The following is a 25103-nucleotide window of genomic DNA, read 5'->3' as shown; positions in this document are numbered from 1 at the left end:
TGATGTTTTGCTGTTCAGTTTTCAAGGTTCATGTCAGAAGAATTAACTTGCATCCTTCATCTTTAGTAATTGTCATTTCCTGCGACAACTTTTATATCATAACATTTCGTTCAGTTCGTGTCAACAACTAATATCACTTTCTTTTTTCGTTGTTTTCATTATGTCGCAAAAGCAACTTAGTAAATATACCATTCTATCTCATGAAATACAAGTCTTATTTAAAATAGTTTTCATTTCTAATGAAACCGCACCGGAGTACACTATCTCAATCCTTTTTCATCATTAGAAATTAAACACCTTTCTATTCCAATACCTTTTCAATTTAAAAGAGGTACCACTTTGTCAGACACAAAGACAAACCACACATACATCTGAGTAATTTTTAAAAAAGTAAAGAAATAGTAAGCGAATAATCCGTATGATAAAGAGATTTCGTGGGCCGCCCTATTAAATCACTTATATAGAAGAACCCAAAAAGGTTGAAGTGTCAGTTCCTGCAAAAGAGATTGTCGATAAGGTTGAAAAAGAGCCCGAATGAACAGAAAGTTGAATTAGAAAGGAAGGATGCAGATCCTAACAAAAGGTTATTTTCACAAGTCCCACAAGATTGATCTTTTCCAAAAATCGTACCCACACAACGAGTGCAATGCATACACAATCCCCTACCCCACTGGCAAATCAATTTTATCAACTTGCTCTATATTTAGTCGTACCATCTGTTAAAGTCCTGCGTTTGAGGCGAGCACAATCATTGCTTTGGTTGCGAGTAATATAGATACGATGACTTCATATACTTTTATTACTAAGTATTTTCAACAAAGAGGAGAAACGACATGGATATATTTGTTAGACCTGGTGATTCGTTTTGGAATTTCAGCCAGCTATTCAAGATGCCTCTTCAACTGATTATTGATTCCAACCGAAACATCAATCCACAAATACTTACGGTAGGTCAGAAAATCCGAATTCCAGGATTCGTTGCTATCAATTATACAATTCAAACAGGAGATTCTTTATGGTTGGTTGCCCAAAGACAAAATCTCCCTTTGTATACACTTCTTCTCGTCAACCCTAATCTTGAACCAAATCGCCTGCAGGTCGGACAGATGATTAAAATTCCTAAAAGGATTACTTGGAGGCTTATAAACGGGAAACAAAATTATGATTACGACATCATGATGAATGATATCAGAAGGTTACTCGTCGTTTATCCATTTTTGCAAACCCCGTCTATAGGAAATTCCGTTTTAGGACGAGAAATACCAGAAATTGTGGTTGGTAGTGGAACTAAACGAGTTCATTATAATGGTTCATTTCATGCGAATGAATGGATTACTACCCCTATCATTTTGAACTTTTTAAATGATTATTTGCTTTCCATAACGAACCAAACTACTATCCGCGGTCTTTTCACACTCCCTTTTTACCAGCAAACGACATTATCCATTGTTCCGATGGTCAACCCGGACGGAGTAAATTTGGTGTTAAATGGTCCGCCTGCAAATGAGCCATGGCGTAGCAGTGTTGTTGAATTGAATAATGGTAGCTTTGACTTTTCAGGTTGGAAAGCCAATATAAGAGGTGTGGATCTGAATGATCAATTTCCTGCCAATTGGGATTTGGAAAGAGCCCGTAATCCTAAGAATCCGGGTCCAAGAGATTATGGAGGTGAAAGTCCTTTGTCCGAACCTGAGGCAATTGCGATCGCGGACCTAACAAGAAGACGGGATTTTGCAAGAGTACTAGCTTTTCATACACAGGGAGAAGTTATCTATTGGGGATACGAGAACCTTGAACCCCCTGAGTCTGAAGTTCTTGTTAACGAGTTCAGTAGGGTTAGCGGATACGAACCGGTTCAAACAATTGAAAGCTACGCTGGATATAAGGATTGGTTTATTCAGGAATGGCGGAGACCTGGATTCACAGTTGAACTTGGTTCAGGAATAAATCCGCTTCCATTAGACCAGTTTGATGAAATTTATCAAGAGGCGTTAGGGATTTTTCTAGCAGGGTTATATGTATGATTCATTAACAAAACTCGACCTATTATGCGAGTGTCCGAGAATGAAACAAGGGTGAATAACTCACGTAATTGAGTTACCCTACAAAAAAGACCAGATATCCACTTTTATTAATGTATTGGCAGTGTCACACACAACGTACATACAAACTACACTGTATGTATTAAGAAAAGGAATGTAAGACACGCAAGAGCCGTTGTGGTTTTATTGGCGGTATGCCCCCCTGCGTTACACTAGTTGTGGTCTTCTATTATTGATTCATTTTCTCCAACATTTTTTGGGTAGGGTTCGTATATAACATCGTCGTATGGATATTTGAATATCCCAAAAAGTATTGATTCGCTTAGGCATGAAATGTGAAGGTATCCTTCGTAAAAACCAAATGATAAAAGGTGCACTAGTAGATAGCGCATATTATTCTATTTTAAAAGAAGAATATTTGAATTCCGAAAAAAAGGAACAATAGATTAGGTAATCATTTAGGCGTAAATTTTTGTAATGCTAAATCTTATAACGTTGCCAAATGAAAGCTTGGTAATACACAAAAAAAGCCAAGAATGTTGTTAAATAAACGTTTTTCGGCTTTTTTTGTGAACATTGTTTATAAAGTTTTTTATGAAAAATCGGAGAAGGTTTAGGAGCATTTAAAGAAATGTAGCACAGTCTTAGTTATGCATGAAATTCTGCATATTTCTTATCATTATAAATCCACAAAAATCTGCCGAGACCCAAAAAAAATTGTGAAGTATTGTACTTAAAGTAACGGGCGCTTGTGCGAACTAGACAGATACCAGGTGAAAATTTCATATTCTTTTTTTCTAAAAGAAAAACCCCCTCAACCATAAAGGTAAAGGGGGTTTTTTCGATAATCTAAACGAAAATGTCCACTTTTCGTTTAGATATGATATCGGCTCTAAGTGATCATACGTGTTTTCACGACAATTATCAAGTATATCTAATACTATTGAATATGACGATATACACCAACAACTTTATCTAGGATTGTTACTTGATCAACGATAATTGGTTCCATAGATGAATTTTCAGGTTGCAAATGGAAGTATGATGTCTCTTTAAAAAAACGTTTAACAGTAGCTTCATCGTCTTCCGTCATGGCAACTACTATTTCTCCGAAATTGTGTGGTGCACAGCAGCCAATTTATTTATTATACAAAAAATAAAGATGAATTGTTAATTTTAATCCAATGGACCGGTAAGTCAATGGTGGTAAACAATGCTAAATTCATCAAAAATACTTAAGCAGCCCAAGTGCGCTAAGCCTCACATCCAGGATGCTGCCTAAGCTGTTAACTTCTGCTTCGCTTATTTCCCTGCCGCTTTCACCGTAATATTCATCGCGTGTATCTGCCCAATATGGTTGGCTTCATGACAAGCGAGGACTGCTGCAAGTTCGCCGAATGTATTTTCCCCGAATATCGGCTGTTCAAGCACTTTTTCAAAGTGCTCGGCAGGAATCTGTTTGATGCGCCCCAGCTGCTCGGTTAATTGTTTGGTTAATTCTTCGACTGTAGGTACGACACCGGTCCAGTCTGCAGGTTTGGTGCCGTTGACAAATAGCCCTATGTAATTCTCAGGGATATACTGGGACTTTTCCGGAAAGCCAAACAGGAATTTTTCGGCTACAGTTAGGATGTGACCAATGTGCCAGTGAATTGTGTTGTTTAAACCATCAGGCTGTACATCGATCACACCTGCATCCAGCTTTTTGACGTCATAAAGCAGTTTATTACGCGTTAGTTCGAGTTGTTTTGTTAAATATTTACTCATTTACTATCTTCCCCTCTTTTTCTGAATAGTATTGAGACTATATCACCTCACTCTGTCTAACACAATTGCTTTGTGAATCTCCGGAAATATCATACCTGGCCGACATAGGTAATATATGAATGTCAATTCAGTATCCCCTTGGCTATGAGATGGATGTACATATCATGTGGGGAGTAACATTCTTTTCGATAGACCTTTGTTATTCAATCCTCTAGTTTTGATTTTATATAAAACAACTTAAAAGAGGTACGCTGTGTGAGACACAAAGACGAACATTTAAATTTCCAAGTAATTATACAAAAAATATAGAAAAATCGCATAGGTGTTGATTTACTTTGTATTATAAAGGAATTCTCACGGAACTATATTAATAATTACTAAATTAACTTTTCCTGTTCCTTCTCCATATACTCCTCACGAATTTGAGAAAGCGACTTTCCAGTTTCCTTATGAACAACAAACACATAGGTTTGGATACTAGACCAGCCAAAAAGTTCTTTTAACCATTTCTGCATGGAGATTTCTCCACCATTCACTTCAACATTTCCATTGGCCAGAAGTTTCCCTTCATCTTCCCGACCTTTTGCAACTATCGTATCACCAGCCTTAACAACGCCCCATACAAGCATTTCATTAATCTTAGGCAGATTTCTCCTCGTAATGCCTGTTCTCTGTGCACTACTTTTTATAGGACTTTCTATGAAATTAACATAATAATCCCTATATGAATTAACTGGCAAAACCTTTTCAATATTTATGTACACTTCATCTTGTATTTTGTAAGGAATCATTTTAAAACAAGTAATATCAACACTATTACTATTCAACCAAGCAACTGCCGACAGGGTTTGCTCATCAAAATCAGAAGCAACCAGTATTGTTTTTTGGCTCTTATTAAAATTACTTTCCGCCCCATTTTCCTGCAAAAACTCCGTTAACTTTCGACTCCCGAGTTCAACGCTCGTTAAAGGGCCGTTTTCGAATTCACTTCGATATTTCTCGATATAGGGGGCATAGATTTTATTCACTAAATCCTCTGAGTCTTCAATAGTTGCATAACTTACTGCATACCGAATGGCTTGAAATTCAAAGGCTTCTTTTCTGCCTTCAATATCTTTCCGATCTCTTTTGATTTCAATTAAGACAATATTTCCTTTGTTGTCCACTGCAGTAAGATCACTAATTCCATGCTGGGCATTTCGTACTTGCTTTCCCACAATCAGCATCGATTCTTCTTCATCGCATATCACATCGATATTCTTTCGTAATAATTCTTCTAAATCACTTTCCTTATAATTAAAAGTACAAATATTTAAGAGCAATCTTTATTAGCCAGATACCCTGCTAAAAATAGAAAAGAGGCTTCAAAAACACATCCGCAATTGCTATTTATCGAGAAAAACAATCTTTTGGTTACAACAAAACGATATCGAGGTGCCTTGAACCCTTGCACTAGTTGCTTAAAATTTCAATATAACAATTGTAGCATTATCATTATTATAGGCAATCCGTTCTTGTCTATAGTTATATTTTAGAACGTAAAAAGCCCCCCTCCGAAGAAGATGGCTTTCTTTTTCCGACTCCTGTATACTCGGTTCCTCATATATAATGAAGCAACCCTGATATAGGAATGTCATATGGAACAAAGCAAGTTAATATCATTGAAACCTAGTTGGATTTTCTTTTCACCAATCCAAATTTCATCTATTTCACTAAAGTGATGCATCTTTAATACATTACGTGCTTGTAATACTGTTTTAAGAGATTCAATTTATTGCTCATATGCTTTCAACTTAGGCTCAATAAATATAGTTGAGTAATTAATTTTCGATTTCAAGAATAGCCTCGATTTCTTCTTGGATCTCTCTATTCACCAAAAGAGAACGTTTTTTTCTCAATACAAGATCCATTTCTTTGTCAATGAAATCATTCGTATGTTTGTCAAAACAATTAAAACAAATAGAGTAAAAGTCTTTTTTCTCTTTCTTTAAAAAATCAAATTCCCATGTTTCAAGTTCCAAATAACTTACTTTATCTTTCGTTTCTTTTTCACATAATTCGCAAGTTGTTTTCATTATAAAAAAACCCTTTCACACCTTTTATTTTTTTCCTAGATGGCGATCTTTAATTCTTTTTAAACGCCCATGATATTTCATTATATTCGCTTGTGATTGTTTGGCATCTTCGCTAGTAGGTTGCAAGTTGGCAATATCCCAGTATTTAATAACTACATCTAATACTTGGTCAAAGTATTCTAGTGGTCCATAATTCGTATCTATTGCAATGGTTTTCATTCTATCGTTAAAGTCTGGCATAACGGCACCTGGCATAGAGAAATTAATAATTACATTCTCAAAATAAACAATGAAATTCGGATCAAGTTCAAGATGTGCTTTCACTGTGTCGCGATAGAATGCATAATGAAGCGCTTCGTCTTTCGCTATACGTCGAAGTAATGTTGCTAAATCTTTGTCGTAAAGACCCGCTATCCTAGCTACATTATTATAAAAAACTAGTGTAGCTAACTCTTGCAATGAAGTATAGGCCATTGTCGCTAGAGGATTAGTGAAATCTGGAAACCAACCACTTTCAACTACTCGTTTTCTTAATTCATGCAATCTTGTGGGATTTACGTTTCGTGTCACCAATAAATACGTTTCAAGTAAGTTAGAGTGCTGGTCTTCTTCAGCAGTCCAAGTGCGTACGAAATCATTTATTACTTCCATTGAATTTTTAAATGTATAATCCAAATGCGAAGTATACCAAGGTAAATTTACTTCTGTAAGTAATGCTGTTTCTACCGCAGTAATTACACCTTCTGGAAGAGTTACTTGACTCTCATCCCAAGGAACTCGTTTAAAGGACATGGCCTTGTCCCATGGAATAAATTCGTGATAGCTCCAGTCAATATTTGCAGAACGTTCCTTATGTAATTGATATAATTCTTTAATGCGCGGTTCTAAGCGTATATCCAAATCTGAATTTAACATGATCTCTTCTCCTTTAGGTGCTTTACTGTTAACTTTAAACCATTTGAATTTTTTTAACAATTATATTTCATTTTTCAAACCACCACTCCCCCTTTAGTTACGACATTCCCGTATTGTTCCAACCTTTCATTCCTTTACATTAAGAAACTTTCTACTATCTTAAAAAGAAGAAAACAAAATAACAAATATTTTACGAATTACTTTGTTAGAAGTAGTTTACCATGCTCCACCACGGGTATACATAGATTACAAGGCGGAACTACCGGAGGATGAACCGAGTAGACGAGTAACCTACGGGTGAATCTGACGATGAACTGCACAGCCTTGGCGGAAAATTTGCTTTGCTGGCGATGTTTCACTTTTTAAGAACCGTGTGAGTGGGTTCCGATTTAATGTGTTAATCAAGCAGTAAGCGTAACGTTTTTTGTTTAAAGTGCAACTAGATACTGACTTCAATGAAGCGGATCGCGTACCAAACACCTTGCGACTGCATGGCCGAATGGCTACATGAGTCAGCTCCATCAAATTGTACGGACGCGTTTTACGTACGAATCGTCAGCAAGAACAGTTTGTGCAATTGAAAAAAACCATCAAATTTTCCGAGTACCCCCCTTTTTATCGGGGAATGGAAAAAGCATGATCCTCCCAATCTGAGGTTCATGCTTTTTCTTTGATTCATCTAACTTCCTTCATTTGTAGCCCCAGCTGTTTATTCAACTTCAAAAATCCTATTCCCGTAAGTAAAAGAGGTACCTGTTTCAGACACAAAGATGAATAATTCACACATTCGAGTAATTAAAAAAAAAGTAATGAAAAATCCCATAGGTGTTGATTTACCTTGTATTTTTATAGAATTGTATAGTATTTACTGAATAGTGCCGCGCACAGGTACCTAACAGTAAGCTATCAGCCATGCATCTGCATTTCGAGCAAACTCATCTTTCTCCGCATCTATAAATTGAAGATTATTAAAAGCTCGCTTTTCACTTTTAATTATTAGTGTATTGAGTTGTATTTACTGAATAGTACCGTGCACGTTTATCAAATACTACATATCAATTTTGATTCCATTCTCTTTATCATATCCGCCATCAATGAATGTTTTTTGGGCTGCTTTTCCAATCAAAAAAGTCGTTGAAGCATCAAATGTACCCCCAACAACACCTCCCAATAACGGAACCATTTTCCCCAAATTTATTGCACCTTTTTCTCCGAATTTGGTAATTAACCTAAAACCAGCCCTTTTATTAATAGCTATCAAAGCCTCACCTGGAATTCTTTTTATTTGCGCTTCTCCGACCTTCATACCAATTTTAATACCGCTTTGTTTTACTATTTCTGATGCAGACTGGCCAGTTAAACACGCATATACAAAGGTTTTAACTTGATCATCCTTTAAATCATAGCCTCTAATATGAGCAATAGCTGCAATCATTCTCATTTGGATATACATAACCGAAGCAAGATTAGCTGGAATAGCAACTGGCATTACAATTCCCCCCCTAGTCCCGATTAGAAGCCACTCGTAGCACATTTTAAGTAGTGTGTGCCTGTGCACGAAACTTTCATGTTTGTTTCAACAATCAGATTTGCTTTACGGAAGGAACAAATCAGAATTGCGCTTGAATTGTGTGGTGCACAGGCAACCTGTAACCAATTCCTTCTTTCATTATACCACCTACAAATAAGTGTCCTAATTGCTCTATCCAAAAAACAATGAACAGAGCAGTGGGCAAGTTACTTAAAAACGAGTCGAATTATTAACTTCATTAAAATAAGAGGTACCTGTGTCATACAAAAAACAAGTAATTATGCTAAAAGATTCCCACCCAACTAAAATCTTCACATAAAGCCCCGTAACAAATCAAAAGAAGCCTATGTATATTACATAAAGAAAGCGAGGGGATTATATGAAAACTTGTTTGTATTGTAATAAGAAAGCGACAGATAGATATCGAGTAAATGAGTTCGGAGCTATGTTTTGTGAAGATGATTGTTATGAAAAATATTATGAGGAAAATGATATTAAATGTACGGATCATTTTCACCCATATATCGATGATTACGAAGCAATGCGAAGAGTATATTTCGATTGGTCTGATCATTGGGAAGATGAAATAATCGAGAGAGGGAAAAACTTTCAATGGAGTGTTGACGATTTGCTTGATCTTATTGTCGAAGAAATGGAACCCTATTGGGATTACTATATCAAGCAAGGAGATGATGGAGTTTTCGCTCAAGAAATTTATAGATACTATACAAAATTCCAACATCTTCAAAGAAAAATACAAAAGTGGAGACCAGAACGTGATGTCTATTATTATATGTCTTTTCAAATAGACCATCCTTTACTTAAAAACAAATGGATGTCGGGCGAAGAGTTTGTCACCTTTCTTACGAGTATTGAAGAAAATGAATTTGCCCATTCATTAAAGGATCGTGTGCACCCTTATGATGAAATGGCATTTTATTTTGACACAAAAGAAGAGGCAGAAAAGATTAGTAGAATTTTAGATGAAAAGTTTGGCGTGGATATGATTGATTCCATCTACATTGATAAAGCATATTTATGTGAAGGCGAATGTCACGATATTGAACCGATTGCTAATATCAATATGGATCATTTGGACGGATGGTTTTTCTGTGATTCATGCCAAAGCTATTTTCCCGGATTTTTCACAAAAGAAGAGTTGTTGCAAGAAATTCAATTATATGAAACGCAGCCAACAAGAAATGAATTCTACACACGAAAATTAAAACGTTCCTGTCTCTATCATGATGTGGGGTTTCCAAATTGATTTTAGTTTTGGGTGAATTTAAGTGGTGTGTGCCTGTGCACGAAACTTTCATGTTTGTTTCAACAATCAGATTTGCTTCACGGAAGGAACAAATCAGAATCGTGCTTGAATTGTGTAGTGCACAGGCAACCTGTAATTTTTTCTGCTTGAACATCACCGCATCGCACTAAAAGCCTGCTCTCTGAAAATCCAAAAAGCGCCAACCCCTATAACCGGAGTTGACGCTTTTTATTTTAGAATTGGTGGATTACATCATGCAGTCAATTCCAACGCCGAGAAATTAGGCTTTTATGGCATCATAATTTATAGGTATTTACTATCCTCTTTTGTTTCAATTAATGCGAATGAAAACCTTGTATTACTCTTATAACTTCACACAAATATTCGTTAATTCTGTATAGAATTCCCAACTGTGACTACCACCGACACGTCCTACTCCACTATCTTTCGTACCGCCAAATGGAGTTCTTAGGTCACGTACGAACCAGCAGTTGATATAAGATAATCCTGATTCGATTGATTGTGCTACACGGTGTGCACGACGGATATCATTCGTCCAGATTGTGTTACTTAAGCCCACCCGCGTATCGTTTGCTGCGGCAATCACTTCTTCTTCTGTGTCAAACGGAATAATTGTAACGACTGGCCCAAAGATTTCTTCGCGAACGCAACGGGATGTGTCATCTAAACCAGTAATAATCGTTGGTTCTATGAAATATCCTTTATCCAATCCTTCTGGGCGTTTACCGCCAGTTACAAAAGTACCGCCCTCTTCTTCAGCAATTTTCAAGTAGCTCATTACTTTATCATAGTGTACTTTGGCAACTAATGCGCCTTGATCATTGTCCATATCAAAAGGATCGCCAACTTTTAATTCTCTTGTTTTCGCTGCAAATCTTTCTACGAATTCATCATGAATTGAACGTTCAACATAAATTCTTGAACCGCAGACACAAACTTCTCCTTGGTTTGTGAAACTTGATCGAATCGTTGTTTCAACGACTTCATCAATATCTACATCTGCGAAAATAATGTTAGGATTTTTACCACCTAATTCGAAAGAAAGCTTTTTCAATGTAGGAGCGGCTTCCTCCATAATTTTAGAGCCTGTGCTCACCTGTCCGATAAAGCCGATTCCAGCAATGTCAGGGTGTTTGTTGATTGCACTTCCAGCACCAGGTCCAAAGCCGTGAACCATGTTAACTACTCCATCTGGAACACCAGCTTCTTTAAGGATTTCCATTAATAATGTTGCAGTCATCGGTGTTAATTCAGATGGCTTTATAACTACTGTACAGCCGGCTGCTAAAGCTGGGGCTAATTTCCAAGTTAATAAGAATAATGGAAGATTCCACGGCTGGATTAATCCAACGACTCCAATTGGACGACGATATCCGTAGTTAATCGCATTATGCGTATCATCTTGGTATGCTTCTGTTCCTACAGACGTCACGTAATCCGCATAGAACTGGAAGTTTGCTGCTGCACGAGGGGCATCAACATGACGTGAAAATTTAAGGTGTTTACCTGTATCCAATGATTCTAATTGGGCGATTTCTTCTTGTCTTGCTTCAAGAATATCACCAACTTTACGGAGAATATTTGAACGTTCCTTTGTACTCATTTTCCCCCATGGTCCTTCTTCAAAAGCACGTTTAGCAGCCTTAACAGCTAAATCAATATCTTCCTTGCTTCCTTCTGCGATGGTACCATAAACTTTTTCAGTTACTGGGTTCACATTATTGAACGTTTTTTTATTTTTAGATTCTACAAATTGACCGTCAATATAATGTAAGCAATCAAAAGGTTTAACAATTTTCTGAACGATTTTTTCTGCCTGTATGACCATTATTAAATTCCTCCCTATAATTAAGAATATTCTTATTATCCACAATCTTATGGTATCAATCGATTGTTTCATATGCAAACCCTTAGTTCCTCTATGTGGAACACACTGAAATAATGCTTAATAATCTTTTTATAGATACATACACTTCGCCCGTTTTTTTGGGGGCGCCTTTAAGCATCTAGGGTCCTCATTGACAATAAAGGAAATGCAGATTATATAGAAAGACACGAGCGTTGCATTAAAAAATACACAACATTAAAAACACACATAATCTTCAAAAACTAAATGAAAACAAAACAAAAAGTCCTTTATTATGGTTTGTACAGGTAGTTCCTGTACAAATCCAATATAAAGGACTCACGCATGGACAAGAATACACCAAAAACTTCATTTGGTAAATGAGTAGTGTGTGCTCACTAGCGTTGCATAACTGTAAAAATACTTACAAATAATAGTGTTATACCTGCAAAGTGTTTGAGAAATGCAAAAAAGGAGCTCCGCCTGTAAAATAATAACTGACGACTAAACCAGTTTTTATCACACAGAAAGGAGACTCCCTATGGGAAGCATAGACCAAAACTTAGTCTTTCGTCAATATTTATCATTGCTGCCAGTTACTAAATTGGCGTGTCCATTGATGAACTACGACGAAAAAAAGTTAACGGATCTTGCCCTGGTAAAAGCATTTATAGTAGGCACCTTATGCAAGTGGGATAGCCATCGAGAAATTGCTGAAAACATTCGTTCCAATAACTCATTACAACGGGAATTGGATTTACAATCTATTAGCTATTCACAAATTAGTCGTCGACTTATCGATATAAACACAGAGCATCTAGTGGACTTACTCGGCCAGCTAACTTAAAAAGGGGTACCTGTGTCAGACACAAAGACAAACAATTCACACACTCAAGTAATTATACAAACTGTAAATAAAAATCGCATGGTATTGATTTACTTTGTATTATTATAGAATTGTATTGTATTTACGGAATAATGCCGCGCACAGTGGTATCTAAAATTAAGCTCTAGAGTAAAATACAGAAGTTGTTTTCGAACACTATTAAGAAAAATAATCTACTGACCAGATCTTTTCACACAACCGTTTTACTAGTTCTTGTCTAGCTTCAACATCTTTCTTTTTAAACTTCTCATGTGGCGTGAATTGCAGATTTTTGATTACTTCTGAATTCAAAAAGTTAGGGTTCTTTTTATAATAATCTTCATGTAATGTTTGTGCATAAGTATTTTCCTTCAAATAATGATGTATCTTGTCTTCATATTTGTCGCTGTTAAATGATTGATTTGTCCCAGAAGGTAATAATATTAACGCCCCAATATAATTTCTCATCCTTTGGAAATCATTTTCTTGTCCGAAATCACTTGCATGTTCAATATATTTATTTGCCCAGATATGTTCAATTTCAAACGGCTTACCTTTTGGGTTTTGATATGAAGTGTAATTCGAATCTTTGCCTACTAACTGATCTACGTAGCTAGAGATACGTGACAGTAAGTGCTTTACCATTTTACGATTTGTACCATGTAATCTAAAGTCCAGCACACCATCCCAATCTTCTGGGATAGCTTTAATTTCATTTGTTAAATTTCGAGATAATTCATTTACATCATTATTTCTGATAAGCTTCGTTACTAGAAACATTTTGTATTTGATGGAAGTGTAACCAAACTTCCGATAATTCACAGCTCGTCTAACTGTAAACGTTTCAATATATCTAGAAACATAATCGATCTTTTTGTTAATAGTGGAACTATCATCATCCGTATTAATCGAGGCTAATAGCAAAGGGTCTTGAAGAGATTCCGCAATTCCCCAACTATCAATATAATTGACATGCGGAATAGCCGAAGTGAATTTGATTTGAGCTTCCCATATTAGTAAATAGCATTTCACCATAAAAGGGAATTCATTTTTAAAGAATTTATAGAAATCAGATGAACTATTCAAATGAAGCAGGTTTCTGTGGTTATCTTTAAACCAATTGTGAAAGCGTGAACCAATCAATTCGAAATCTTGATCTTCTGCTCCTGCTTTACCTGGCCTTATTGAAACGGCATATTTCCCTCTAAGCCAAGCTTGAAAGAATTTCTGATCTGCATTTTCTTCATATTGCTGAAGTAACTGGATTTGCCTTTTCCATAATTCATTTATCTCTGTGCGTTGATCAATGTTTTCAAAATTAGAGAGAACATAGCCTTTTAACATTTCTGTAGGCGTTAGATTTAAACCTCTATCATTCATAGTTTCAAAGATGGTATATGCGTTTTCATTTGAATAAGCAATGATTTCTACAATCACAACGTTTTCAATTAACCAATCTATAAAATATGGCAAGCTCTCATTCGTAAGTTCTTCAGGAAAAGAATCTTCTATATCTTCATAGCGATCTATCATGTTTTAGACGGTTTGATCGTCCTCTGGCTTCAGTGTATAAGCACCATCTTCAAACAAAGCCTTTAAGCATGGCTCACGCATCTCATCGGACATATTAAATGACTTCTCTCCAAATCGCTCCGAGAAAATCAGTTCGCTAATAGACACTTTTTTATCCCTATCTGCTTGTAAGTGATTTAGATAAATTAACAATAACGTAAGCGACGTAATACGTTGCTGTCCGTCAACAATCGATTTCTTCCCACTGTTTGAATCTATACTGAAAACTACAGGTCCCAGATAGTAACTTTGATAACTTACAACATCTGAACGTTTGTGTTCTTCACTATAAGATTTCAGGAAAGTAGATGTTAAATCCTCAACAAGAAGCTTGATATGCTTTTCTTGCCAACGATATTCTCGTTGAAAATAATCAATCGTAAACTTTTGATCTTTTAGGAGTTTATTGATGCTTGTATCTGTTGCTTCAATTTTATTTTTCAAGTTTTGACTCATCTTTTTGTCGCGTCCCTTCTGTTAGTATCTTAGACAGTCAATTGGACTTTGAACATAGTTGTGTGTGAGTGATTAGCACACGAGCTTATATTTATTCAAATATACTCCATAATCAAGGATTTGTACTTAATCAAAAAAATCAAATACAATTCCTTTCCCGTTTCCCATGAAATGCGACTTGGCAATCGTAATTACAAAAAGCGCTTCAATTAGATTTTCTATACCGGTCTCTCCCTCATCATCTTGCAGTTGAATATCCCCTATCCATAATAGTTGAGATTTCATATCCCCGGAAGTATACAAACTGTAAATAAAAATCGCATGGCATTGATTTACTTTGTATTATTATAGAATTGTATTGTATTTACTGAATATTTCCGCGCACAGGTACCTAAAATTATTTTACATATTAATTGTTTCTCTTACCAAAATGATCTTCATACTCTACCGAATCCTTGTCCATCATACTATTGATTACTATAGGCTTAATAATCAATAAAATCCCAGTAAAAATATCTATAAAAGCCCAAGTTGACCGATCATAAAGATAAATTGGAGAAATTGGATTAAAAAGAACTATGATTATTATGAAAAAAAGGAAATAAAATGTTTTAATCCCATTGTTCACTTTCTCTCCATTCCATAACATATACATTAAAAAAAGGACTGCAATAAAAACAATCCATCTCAACAAATCATAGTCATTTACGCCAATGAATCCTGCAAATAATAAATAAAATCCAACACCCAATCTTACTAAATCAATCATTTACTTCACTCCATCGTTTTAGTCTTTAATACAGTAATGCCATAAGGAGTATTTTTGTAGTTTTAGCGTCTTTGAAAGACTACATTAATCAAAGAATAGAATTTCAAGCAAGTGCTTTTGCAGAGTAATTGAATAACTGTTACTTTAGCTTTAAATCGTTTTTGTAATTATTCCACCCTGAAACATTATCATTGTCATCAAAGTCTATTGATGACAATCCGTAGTTCCACTGATTTAGATAAGAAGATATTTGCGTTGGCGTCCCCATCGATTTCAATACTTCAGCCTTTGATGAGCCCATTGTAAAAGTGAATCCACTTTCTGAATGGGCAACATGAACATGCAAATTATCTTTGTAATTATTCCACCCTGAAACATTATCGTTATCATCAAAGTCTATTGATGACAATCCGTAGTTCCACTGATTTAGATAAGAAGATATTTGCGTTGGCGTCCCCATCGATTTCAATACTTCAGCCTTTGATGAGCCCATTGTAAAAGTGAATCCGCTATCTGAATGGGCAACATGAACATACAAATTATCGTTGTAATTATTCCACCCTGAAACATTATCATTATCATCAAAGTCTATTGATGATAATCCGTAGTTCCACTGATTCAGATAAGAAGATATTTGCGTTGGTGTCCCCATTACTACTAATACTTCTTCTTTAGATGACCCAATACTAAAGTTTTCTTTATCCGAAATAGAAGTTTCCGAATTAACCTTTTCAGTGATTTGTGGAGTTATCTTTAATGAGTGATTTCCCAAAAGATCGTTCTCCTCAATCTCTTTCGGCTCCATTTTTGTATCTGCATCCTGTATAACATTCTGATTTCCAGCAAAAGGTTCACTTGATTCTTCATCATTAACAATTTGAGTCGTATCGACTAAATTATCAAAGTTTTCATTTGGTTCTCCATCTTCAATAGGGTTTATATAGCTATCATTTGAATAGGAAGTACTGTCGGCATACTCATCCGTTAACAATATATTATTGTAGAGTATCGCGATTAAAATCAGCGCTACTATACTGCTAGCGATAAAACTCCATATTAGTTTTCTCATTTTAGATTCTTGAGAAATAGAAGGTTCGTCATTTTCACTAAAAGATTCCTTAGCACCAGAATTAGTCGATTGACTTTGCTCTTCAAAATCCTGTTTTTCTTCAATAACATTATTGTACTTCATGAATTCTACTCTCTTATAGATTTCATCAAATTCCTTTCTTTTAAAATCATCGATAAGCGTTTCATATGCTGTCTGTAAAATTATAAACTCGGCTTCTGAACCGCCTGAATCCGGGTGGGCATTTTTCGCACCAATCCTGTATGCTCTTTTAATTAACTCTGTGCTGGCATTAGGTGATACACCCAGTAGTTCGTAATAATCAATGAAATCTTCTATTGACTCCACCTCCAATTAATTTAGATTGAGTTTTTGTAAAGGTCCGATTCGAATAAAATATTTTAAAATAGGTATCCGTGCCAGATAAAAAGACAAGCAATTCACACATCCAATTAACTAAACTGAAAATAAAGAAAAAACGACTAGGTACCTAAATTCATCTTTTCAAACCTTATCTACTCGGTTGGCTTTTAAAGTTTGATTGAACAGCAAATTCTTTAGCATACAGAAGAATTTCATTTAATTCGGTTGTTGGCTCTTCTAGAAAATCATCTTCCAAAAACAAAATTAGCTGATCATGACCTTCCCCAGATTCTGTCTTTGAAAAACGATAACCCGTCGATAGCTTTCTTTGAGGCGTTATAGATAGGCCAGTCCTCTCTTGTAAAATGTTTTCCAATAGTGAACCAGGATTCAAGTCAAATACTAATCTGACATGCTTCTTTTCTGCATCTACCTGCCCCCACTTTATACCGTAACGATTATAGGGAACAAACCCCAGCCCCTTTTTCGGTGTAGTTTTTGTGGTACTTCCATCTTCACTTTCCATAATTCGTTTTAGCTCTTTCAAAAATTCTGTACGATCCAAAATAGCACCCCCCTTTGCTTTATTGAATAGCCTTATTTGACTGGTTTTAAATCTTCGCCACTACCCCCTCAATGACATCGAGCAAATTCTAACTGAACTTGAACCTCATGCAAATAATTCGTTTGAGTTTCAATCTATCAAGACTTGGTACCTAACAAAATCAAACACCCCGCCGATCCGGATTCACACTCTCCGTATTTCGACAATCAGGATAATTACTGCAACCGTAAAACTTTCCGTATCTACCTGTCTTCAGAGTCAACTGCCCATTACACTTCGGACAAGCAGTATGTATTAGCGAGGCATCATACTTGGACATCTTTTCCGCATGGATCGTATGTGAACGTGTCGTCTGTTTGACATTTTTCGCTTTTCGAATCGATTGCATGTGCTCAGCCTTGAAAAGTTTCCTGTCATTTCTATATAGAGCCAAAAGTTTCGCGAGCTTTTCATTGATCCCCTTCACGGTATCCTCACTAATGTGCTGCTCCTTGTACTGACTGATTGTTGTTAGAAGATCAGGGAACTGTATGACATGTGCTGAGGTGAAACCCTTATTGAATTTAAAAGTGGAGTTAGATGAAAATGCGATGATGGAACAGACACCCTGCATTTCTTCTTGTCCTATGTAGGTCAGCAAAGCTTTAACATGGCCGTAATTTTGCCGGATTGGATTGTACATTTTTGTTTTCCGTTTATAGATAACTTGTGTCCAATATGGTTTAAATTCATCACCAAAAATCCAACCGCTGTAATGTTTCGTTTCGATGACAAACACGCCATAAACGGAGGTCACAATATGATCTACTTGCGTCAGTCCCCGCTCACCATTCGGAATATAAACATCATGAAAGACAGTGTATGCATCCCCTAATTTCCGAAGCTTCGTCTTTACAACCCACTCCCCATACTTCCCTTTCATAACCGGCATTTTCCACTGCAGGATGATCCAAAAAATCACGAATAGGACGACAACCAGAAACGCACTTGACGTCATAAACATCTTGATTGCAATCAATATCCCTTCATAAAATCCCGATATCATACTATTGTCTGCATTCATAATATCCCCCCAAGTTCATCACTCAGTTGTCACACCCATGTCAACGTATCCACTTTTCCGACTATTACAATAATACCATATAATACGAAAATAGTTCCAGAAAAATAGGTACCTATGTCAACCATAGGAATACCCAAACAGAATCGCTTCCTCAGTATCCATGCCATTTGGAATATGGGACGATACAGTCTTTAATTTGTCCATCACCCAGACGTCGCTCCCCTATAATGGTCAAGATAAAAGCGCGCTTGCTTTTTTTAATGAAAGAATAGTTTCTTCTCTATCTATTTTCAGTGCGCCCGAAGATACAATTTCGGGCTCTACCCCTACTTTTATGGTTTCCCCATTTCCAATTTAAACAAAGAAACATCTTAGAGTATGTGATACTATCGGTCTTTCTTTAACGAATAATAATTATTTTTAAAAAAATGTCTCCTTTTCATCCCTAACTCTCTATATAGAGGGTGAAAGGAGGTGATTCACATGGCAGCAACAATCGAATTTCAACAAGCGTCGGGCCGCGTATTCTTCGACGGTGGTTTGACAGAGGACGGTAAGCTTATCCGCAAAGCAAAGACGTACCGCTACATCAAGGAAAATGCACCAGCTGAGAACTTGTACCAAGCGCTGGAGCAACTGGGTCGACTCTCAACTTTACCGTTCATCGGAGCGGATATCGTGGAAACATCGAGTTTGATTAACTAATTCACCAATTAACTAATCGGGAAAGGAGGAATGAAAAATGGCTAAAACACTACAGTTGAACTTCAACACAGCGAGCGGAAAAAGGGTGAGTTTGTCGGTGGATGAACCCCGCGCAGATTTGACTCCGCAAAGCATCGAGGCTGCGATGCAGGAAATCATTGCTGCGAATGTATTCGAAATTAACGGCGCTCCACTGGCAACAGTTGTTAGCGCTCGGGTTATTGAGCGAAATGTAACAGAACTTGTAAACGCCTAACAAGCAACAACGACCGGTTCACCAGTTTTCGGACTGGGAATCGGTTTTTTATGTATATAGAGAGGAGGAAACGAGATGGAACAATGGATGAGTCTCATACAGGAAGTCGGTTTCCCGATATTCGTATCATTCTATCTTTTGCACCGGCTCGAAACAAAACTCGTCGCGATTCATGATGTGTTGGTTTCATTAAAGATGCAGTGAATGTTAATCATCTCTTATCAGCGGAAATTTCAGTAGGGCTACTCGGGTTTGGTCGGTTTCTCTGCATATTCGGGCGGTCCACCGCAGGCATTGGGCGGTCCCCGATTTGGTTGCCTCTTTTCTTTCCGTTTATGAGACTTCCCCATTTTTTGGACAACCTTTAAATTCTCTATGTACTTTCAACTTTTTTATTATTTGTCTGATTACATGAGTCCATCCAACCAAATTTAAATTCACTTGCCAGCAACTGAAAAAAATAAAAAAACTTTTTTCAAAAAAATGTCCCCTTTCCTCCACTTTTCTTCTATATAAAGAATAAAGGGGATATTCTTTATGACAACATACCTTTCCGAATACGCATACTTCACAAAAAAACACGATTTAGACGCAGCAACAAGGCAACATGTACTCACGCACTGGGATGCTATGAACCAAACAGAGCGGGCAGTTCTCGATATGATCCGCCGTTACTCCGTTAAATACGGTGCTGCACATTTGAAACACGAAACAATCGAAAAGGCCATTAAGAAATCCAATGCAACTGTCCGACGCGCAATACGCAAATTAGAAAAGCTCGAAATCATTGAACGCATTCACTACATCCGCCCTGTCATGAGCGGACTAGGCGCTAACATTTATGTCATTATACCTACCAATGACCAGTCGAAATTGAACAGCCGGGAGAATGACGAAAAGCCTTCTGCCAGTAAGACTGAACCCGCGAATCCGAAAACCGAAGCTTCTCGTTCTAAAGCGATAAATACTAAAGATCTTAAAAGAACGTCTCCTCCGGAAATTGTGCCTACTACACTTTTCGGCAAGATGAAATCGCTTCTTTCTTCAACGATCGGAGAAAGTAAATTGGCACGCAATTTTTACGGCATCTATCGCCACCAGTCCCTGCAAATGCTGAAATTCAGTATTCACGAAGACAAAGGGGACCTGTTCGAGCAGTTGGCCATGCAAGCACTTCGTATTTCGCTACAAACAACGAAACAGAAAAAAGTCCGGAACCTGCCCGGCTATTATTCAGGTGTCTTGCGTGAACTCATTGGCAAGGCTTTATTCAGCGAGGCTTTCATGGATTATGACGTAGCCGTTGAGGGGTTATTCTATCGATGAAATTAGTGCGCAGGTGCTAGTGCAACAGAAAACAACCAAAAATGTATACAAAGCTGCAATGTCAGTCGGTGCAACTTGCGCCATCGACGAATGCAAAATCAGCTCAAGAGGAAGTGCAAATTGCCCCCTCTACAGAGGGCAAAATGCCCCTATCAATAACCTAAGAGTTTAAGAGTATTAAAAAGAACTTGTCGAGAATGATCTCGTCGTTGTGTCTGTTATTGATTATTTGATTGCCTTAGTAAACAAGCAATTTAAAGCGTCTTCGAAGGCGACTGCACGCTTGGTGAAAGGGCGTTTCAGTGAAGGTTACAGATTGACGGAATGCCCTACCATTTGCCATCTCCTCTGGGAACTGGGCGAAATAGTGATAATTCTTTTGTGGGAGCAACTTATGTGATAAACAGTAATGATTGGTTTTGTTTTTTCAGAAACCTCGAATTTGATTAGTGCCGCGCACAGGTAACTAAAATTAAGACATCACAAGCCTTCTTGGAAGCGCACTTGATGTCTAAAAACTAGTATTTTACTGTGTCCGAAATAAGGGGGTCAAACCAAATTATATCCGAAAAGTTAATGCATATGGAACTCTACAATTCTTCTTAGTTGGTTAATCGTTTCAGCTCGGTTGTGCAGTGTGACCATATGTACTGTCACCTTTTTATGCAGTTGATCCTCAATTGACCAGTGCTCAATTGGAAATTGAGGATCTTTTAATTCTTCTGTATATGGATAAAGTAGAATTGCTGCTTTTGCATTTTTATAGCGAGTCACATATGCATACATTTGATAAAAATCGTCCCGTTGTACACCTTTACGATTACTATTTTTTAACCTCTTCCACTTAGTATCAATTATTATTTGTGAACTATCATTCTCAATCACTAAATCCGGTTTCAGCTGAAAAATCCCCCGATTTGTACGTTCATTTATTAACAAACGATGACCAATATGTTGTTCATACACTTTAAACTCAATTGCATCATGCATTAATTGTGCAATGTATTTTTCAAAAAGATCGTTCATTTCGAACAAAATCGAAAATGATACACTCGTATCTTGTGAAAATGTGCTTACTTTTCGTTGGAGAAATAATTTAGCTAACTCAAGCGGAATTTCATATCTGTTATTTGTGCGGTCTACTATTATTGACTGTGCCTCATAATAAGTAATCATTTGACTTGATACATCGTCCAACAAATTCATTACTTGTTGCAAGACGATTTGTGTTTCAACGCGGGTTACTACTTTTAAAAGCATCGAGGTTACTGTCTTAAATAATTGATTTAATTTGTGATTTATAGTTCGTTCTTCAAATTCACAATAAGCCTGATATGGTTTGTTACGGCTTACGTTTTCACGTATATGTTGTTGGACAAGTAAGGAGCCTTTTAAACTTATTAAGTTTTTTTCAACCTGTACATATCGAGATATGATTCCACGATGTAATTCATTTATTAATAAATTTGCATAATAGGCCGCCAATAATTCAAGTAAATCATCTTCCGTTGTTGACACATATGCTTTATTGCTAATATTGGTCTTAATATAGCCAACTTCATTGAGCATTCGATATAATACTTCACGGCAAGAAGCCTCTCCTTCAATGGTCACTTTTGGAAGCAGCTCAATAGAAAAATCACTACATTGAATAAAACCTACGTAATTTAAAAAGAAAACTGAATGACTTCCCCATATTATATTCTGTTCCTTTAACTGTTGGCTTTCAATATAAGTCGCTAATTCTTCCGCTTGATCACGAGTAATTGTTTTGGCTTTATTACTATTACTTATTAATAACGAATCATATCCTTCAACTAATGTAATATGTTTCAAACCATTCACTCCTTAATAAACGCGAAGTAACGCCTCTTTTGAAGGAGTTGGATTAATTACATATTTTGTACGTTCTTTTAAACGAAGTGTCGTTTCTTTAAATAGATCAGTTGGATGAATTGTATACGAATGGATGAATGCATCTGTTTGACCTACTTCTCCTGCTCCACCTAAAACAATCGCTATCTTTTCCCAGTCATCATAAAAGTACTCTTGGAGGAGGGGAATAATTTTCTTTTGAATCGTTTGGATAATAGAATCCACTGATAGTTCTTTTCCTAAGAAAAAGGCATGTCCTATTTGATGGTCACGGTCATATAAGTATTCAATTCTTCTATTAATCACTTCTAACAGTTTACGAACGTTAATACCGTCCACATCTTCTGATAAAATCGTTTCATCCGGCATCATTTCAATAAAATCAAAACGACGACGAAGAGCCGTATCTATTAACGTAATTGAACGGTCTGCTGTATTCATAGTTCCGATGATATAGAGGTTAGAAGGTACTCCAAAAGGTTTTTTTGAATAAGGTAGAGTTACGACAATTTCATTTTCTTCACCTAATCGTTTATCGTCTTCTATTAACGTAATTAGCTCACCAAAGATTCGTGAAATATTGCCACGGTTAATTTCATCAATGATTAGCACATAGTTTTGTTCCGTCATTTCAATATCTTCATTGCTTAGAAGCTGTTTAATGAATTCTATGTTTAAATTAGCTTTTTTCAACTCATATATCGATTGTTGTGAAAATATTTTCGTTGATAGCTGCTTTACCGAAATACGTTCTCCTGTATATAACCATTCCACTTTTCGGAAATGATTATAGCGAATATCTGTTGTGTTATCAAAATAATAATCTCCCATTACTTTTCCAATTGCTTTTATATAGTAATTACCATCCGATACAATAACGATATCATTTAGCGCTAAACGATTTTTAAAACGGTGGACTGCCTCTTCTACAAACTTACTTCGCCCTTCGGCATCATCCTGGTGCTCTAATTCGTTACGTATATCAATTACATTCTCACAACTTTGATAGTCAACTTCTCCACCATAACCAAGTGCGAGTACATTATTATCTAAGCAATAATCATAAATAACTTCATCGAAATTACTATCACCTAATGACATTTTAAAGAAATTTACTTCATTTTCATCAAAAGCATAAGATGTGTTCAATTTTAGAGTAGATAGCTTTGCTGCTTCGCAAATTTCTTTGAACACGCCATCTGTAGGAACAAATGAACCTTTTTCATCACTTCTCAAACCTTCAACAAAATCTTCGTACGTATAAGACTGATGAAATGTACAAAAGTGAATTTGCTTTTGTTCAACAAATTTCTTATATGCTTCTACCCATTGCTCACGATTCGTTTCACCTGTTTCTTCCTCTACTTTAGCGTACTCCTTTGCCAGCGATGGATTCACAATTTCTACAGCTTTGCGAATGACAGAATAAGTTTTCCCTGTCCCTGGAGGTCCATATAAAATTTGGTTATTTGCAATTGACACTGCATTTCCACTTCCTTTTACCGAATTTACAAATCGCTTAGTTCTAGCAGTTTCTTCTATTAAATCTACTAAGTCATTGCCACTATTTTGTGATAAATAGCGTACAGAAATCCCCTGTGGTAACCCCTTTGGATAATGAATCGGAATATATAATTCCTCTTCAATTTCAATCACTGAATAAGAATTAAAAATTCCAGTAGACATCTGTTCAAGTAAAAACTCCGTATCTAGTCCTGCTTCAATATAAGCTTGTTGAATTCGTTGGAAAGTAAAAAGTGTTGGAAAATACTTCTTTTTCCGCAACTTTTTAATGTCTGCAACTTCAGATACATCGACATTTGGAAAATCCATTTTGACATGTCGTAATTTTCCTTCCTCATCATATATATAGCATAGCTGTTTTTCTTCATTCTCATGTCCAATCGCAAATTCTAATTGACCATCTACGTACAATCGATTGAGTATTTCACCAGCTTGTACATATTGCTCGATATGTGTACGGTTGGTTTCACTAAACGGCTCATCATTTAACGTGTCAATGTGTTGAATTTCTTTAAAGTATTCAAATGGCAATGTCATTCGATTTAGACGAGACTTCTTTACCCCATGATTATAATAAAATTGGATCGTAGGCCTTTCCACAATCTCCTTTACACGACACTGCCAAGCCAACATTGGGGATGATGTTACTTTATCTTTCAAATGAGATACACAATGATTACGAATTCCTGCACCAGATACTAAATATATGACATCCCCTACTTGCTCTAAGTCAATCTTTACGTTTTTTTGATTTGGTGCAGGTACCGCCATACCACGTGACCAAAAGAACGTTTTCATTCGTTCGAAATATTCAAATTCCCAAATCCGATTTGATAATAATACAAAACGATTCATAATCTTAATTAATTCCCCTTCCAATTATGTAAAGAATAACACATAAAAACAGGTGCCTGTGTGAAAGAAGGTAGACAAAGAATGAGACGTGCCTGTCATCACCTATAATAATAATTCGAATTCCTTCTTTCATTATACCACCTACAAATAAGTGTCCTAATTGCTCTATCCAAAAAACAATGAACAGAGCAGTGGGCAAGTTTCATAAAAGTGAGTTGAATTATATACTTCATTAAAATAAGTGGTACCTGTGTCATACAAAAAACGATTAAAAATCGCATAGGCATTGATTTACTTTGTATTAATATAGATTTGTATTGTATTTACTGAATAGTGCCGCGCACAGGTACATAAAATTTAGTGAAAAACCCGGGCG

At 36.3% G+C, this 25103-nt stretch carries 22 protein-coding genes and 1 pseudogene; 7 read left to right on the top strand and 16 right to left on the bottom strand.

What is annotated here, in order from left to right:
• The first annotated feature begins 833 nt into the window (after positions 1-833).
• A complete protein-coding gene (locus AC25Y5_RS16120; protein ID WP_488141192.1) occupies positions 834-2024 on the top strand; it encodes a M14 family metallopeptidase in 1191 nt (396 codons plus the stop codon).
• 958 nt (positions 2025-2982) lie between these two features.
• On the opposite strand, the pseudogene AC25Y5_RS16115 reads toward AC25Y5_RS16120, so the two are convergent.
• From AC25Y5_RS16115 to AC25Y5_RS16090, 6 genes and pseudogenes are all read right to left on the bottom strand, one after another.
• Positions 2983-3159 (bottom strand): annotated as a pseudogene (locus AC25Y5_RS16115) (LexA family protein); the annotation flags it as partial.
• A gap of 185 nt (positions 3160-3344) precedes the next feature.
• Positions 3345-3809 carry a DinB family protein gene (locus AC25Y5_RS16110; RefSeq protein WP_488141191.1) on the bottom strand — a complete coding sequence of 155 codons (465 nt, stop codon included), beginning with the start codon at positions 3807-3809 and terminating at the stop codon, positions 3345-3347.
• A 377-nt stretch (positions 3810-4186) separates the two neighbouring features.
• The gene (locus AC25Y5_RS16105) at positions 4187-5131 is read right to left on the bottom strand and encodes a hypothetical protein (protein ID WP_488141190.1); all 945 of its coding nucleotides are present in this window, start codon (positions 5129-5131) and stop codon (positions 4187-4189) included.
• A 498-nt stretch (positions 5132-5629) separates the two neighbouring features.
• On the bottom strand, positions 5630-5884 hold the full coding sequence (locus AC25Y5_RS16100; protein ID WP_488141189.1) for a hypothetical protein: 255 nt from the start codon (positions 5882-5884) through the stop codon (positions 5630-5632).
• A 24-nt stretch (positions 5885-5908) separates the two neighbouring features.
• Positions 5909-6799, bottom strand: a complete 891-nt coding sequence (locus AC25Y5_RS16095) for an acyl-ACP desaturase (protein WP_488141188.1) — start codon at positions 6797-6799, stop codon at positions 5909-5911.
• Between the two features lie 1048 nt (positions 6800-7847).
• Entirely contained in the window at positions 7848-8288 is a 441-nt protein-coding gene (locus AC25Y5_RS16090; RefSeq protein ID WP_488141187.1) for an EcsC family protein, read from the bottom strand.
• 421 nt (positions 8289-8709) lie between these two features.
• Between AC25Y5_RS16090 and AC25Y5_RS16085 the strand changes: the two genes are divergently transcribed.
• On the top strand, positions 8710-9597 hold the full coding sequence (locus AC25Y5_RS16085; protein WP_488141186.1) for a hypothetical protein: 888 nt from the start codon (positions 8710-8712) through the stop codon (positions 9595-9597).
• A gap of 364 nt (positions 9598-9961) precedes the next feature.
• On the opposite strand, the gene AC25Y5_RS16080 is transcribed toward AC25Y5_RS16085, so the two are convergent.
• Positions 9962-11440, bottom strand: a complete 1479-nt coding sequence (locus AC25Y5_RS16080) for an aldehyde dehydrogenase (protein WP_488141193.1) — start codon at positions 11438-11440, stop codon at positions 9962-9964.
• Positions 11441-12005: 565 nt separating this feature from the next.
• On the opposite strand from AC25Y5_RS16080, the gene AC25Y5_RS16075 reads away from it, so the two are divergent.
• On the top strand, positions 12006-12311 hold the full coding sequence (locus AC25Y5_RS16075; RefSeq protein ID WP_488141185.1) for a hypothetical protein: 306 nt from the start codon (positions 12006-12008) through the stop codon (positions 12309-12311).
• Positions 12312-12509: 198 nt separating this feature from the next.
• Here AC25Y5_RS16075 and AC25Y5_RS16070 read toward each other — a convergent pair whose 3' ends face one another.
• From AC25Y5_RS16070 to AC25Y5_RS16040, 7 genes are all read right to left on the bottom strand, one after another.
• The gene (locus AC25Y5_RS16070) at positions 12510-13862 is read right to left on the bottom strand and encodes a DUF262 domain-containing protein (RefSeq protein ID WP_488141184.1); all 1353 of its coding nucleotides are present in this window, start codon (positions 13860-13862) and stop codon (positions 12510-12512) included.
• 3 nt (positions 13863-13865) lie between these two features.
• Positions 13866-14357 carry a DUF262 domain-containing protein gene (locus AC25Y5_RS16065; RefSeq protein WP_488141183.1) on the bottom strand — a complete coding sequence of 164 codons (492 nt, stop codon included), beginning with the start codon at positions 14355-14357 and terminating at the stop codon, positions 13866-13868.
• Positions 14358-14483: 126 nt separating this feature from the next.
• Positions 14484-14642 (bottom strand): hypothetical protein, encoded by a 159-nt coding sequence (locus tag AC25Y5_RS16060; protein ID WP_488141182.1) that lies wholly within the window; start codon positions 14640-14642, stop codon positions 14484-14486.
• A gap of 124 nt (positions 14643-14766) precedes the next feature.
• Positions 14767-15126 carry a DUF6804 family protein gene (locus AC25Y5_RS16055; protein WP_488141181.1) on the bottom strand — a complete coding sequence of 120 codons (360 nt, stop codon included), beginning with the start codon at positions 15124-15126 and terminating at the stop codon, positions 14767-14769.
• 139 nt (positions 15127-15265) lie between these two features.
• Positions 15266-16543 (bottom strand): J domain-containing protein, encoded by a 1278-nt coding sequence (locus tag AC25Y5_RS16050; protein WP_488141180.1) that lies wholly within the window; start codon positions 16541-16543, stop codon positions 15266-15268.
• A 163-nt stretch (positions 16544-16706) separates the two neighbouring features.
• Positions 16707-17123 carry a hypothetical protein gene (locus AC25Y5_RS16045; protein ID WP_488141179.1) on the bottom strand — a complete coding sequence of 139 codons (417 nt, stop codon included), beginning with the start codon at positions 17121-17123 and terminating at the stop codon, positions 16707-16709.
• Positions 17124-17283: 160 nt separating this feature from the next.
• On the bottom strand, positions 17284-18186 hold the full coding sequence (locus AC25Y5_RS16040; protein ID WP_488141178.1) for an NERD domain-containing protein: 903 nt from the start codon (positions 18184-18186) through the stop codon (positions 17284-17286).
• Positions 18187-18669: 483 nt separating this feature from the next.
• On the opposite strand from AC25Y5_RS16040, the gene AC25Y5_RS16035 reads away from it, so the two are divergent.
• From AC25Y5_RS16035 to AC25Y5_RS16020, 4 genes are all read left to right on the top strand, one after another.
• Positions 18670-18891 carry a DUF1659 domain-containing protein gene (locus tag AC25Y5_RS16035; protein ID WP_488138933.1) on the top strand — a complete coding sequence of 74 codons (222 nt, stop codon included), beginning with the start codon at positions 18670-18672 and terminating at the stop codon, positions 18889-18891.
• A gap of 37 nt (positions 18892-18928) precedes the next feature.
• Positions 18929-19147: a DUF2922 domain-containing protein gene (locus AC25Y5_RS16030; protein WP_488138934.1), complete on the top strand. Its 219-nt coding sequence runs from the start codon at positions 18929-18931 to the stop codon at positions 19145-19147.
• Between the two features lie 75 nt (positions 19148-19222).
• Positions 19223-19351, top strand: coding sequence for a YvrJ family protein (locus AC25Y5_RS16025; protein WP_082786727.1), 129 nt, complete (start codon positions 19223-19225; stop codon positions 19349-19351).
• Positions 19352-19684: 333 nt separating this feature from the next.
• Positions 19685-20473, top strand: a complete 789-nt coding sequence (locus AC25Y5_RS16020; protein ID WP_488141177.1) for a helix-turn-helix domain-containing protein — start codon at positions 19685-19687, stop codon at positions 20471-20473.
• A 573-nt stretch (positions 20474-21046) separates the two neighbouring features.
• Here the strand turns inward: AC25Y5_RS16020 and AC25Y5_RS16015 are convergent.
• Together AC25Y5_RS16015 and AC25Y5_RS16010 are read right to left on the bottom strand one after the other, a co-directional pair.
• Entirely contained in the window at positions 21047-22309 is a 1263-nt protein-coding gene (locus AC25Y5_RS16015) for an McrC family protein (RefSeq protein WP_488141176.1), read from the bottom strand.
• A gap of 12 nt (positions 22310-22321) precedes the next feature.
• Positions 22322-24727, bottom strand: coding sequence for an AAA family ATPase (locus AC25Y5_RS16010; protein ID WP_488141175.1), 2406 nt, complete (start codon positions 24725-24727; stop codon positions 22322-22324).
• Positions 24728-25103 lie beyond the last annotated feature (376 nt).

This window comes from Sporosarcina sp. Y1011, assembly GCF_057669885.1.
This window is presented reverse-complemented; position numbering and strand designations above follow the sequence as displayed.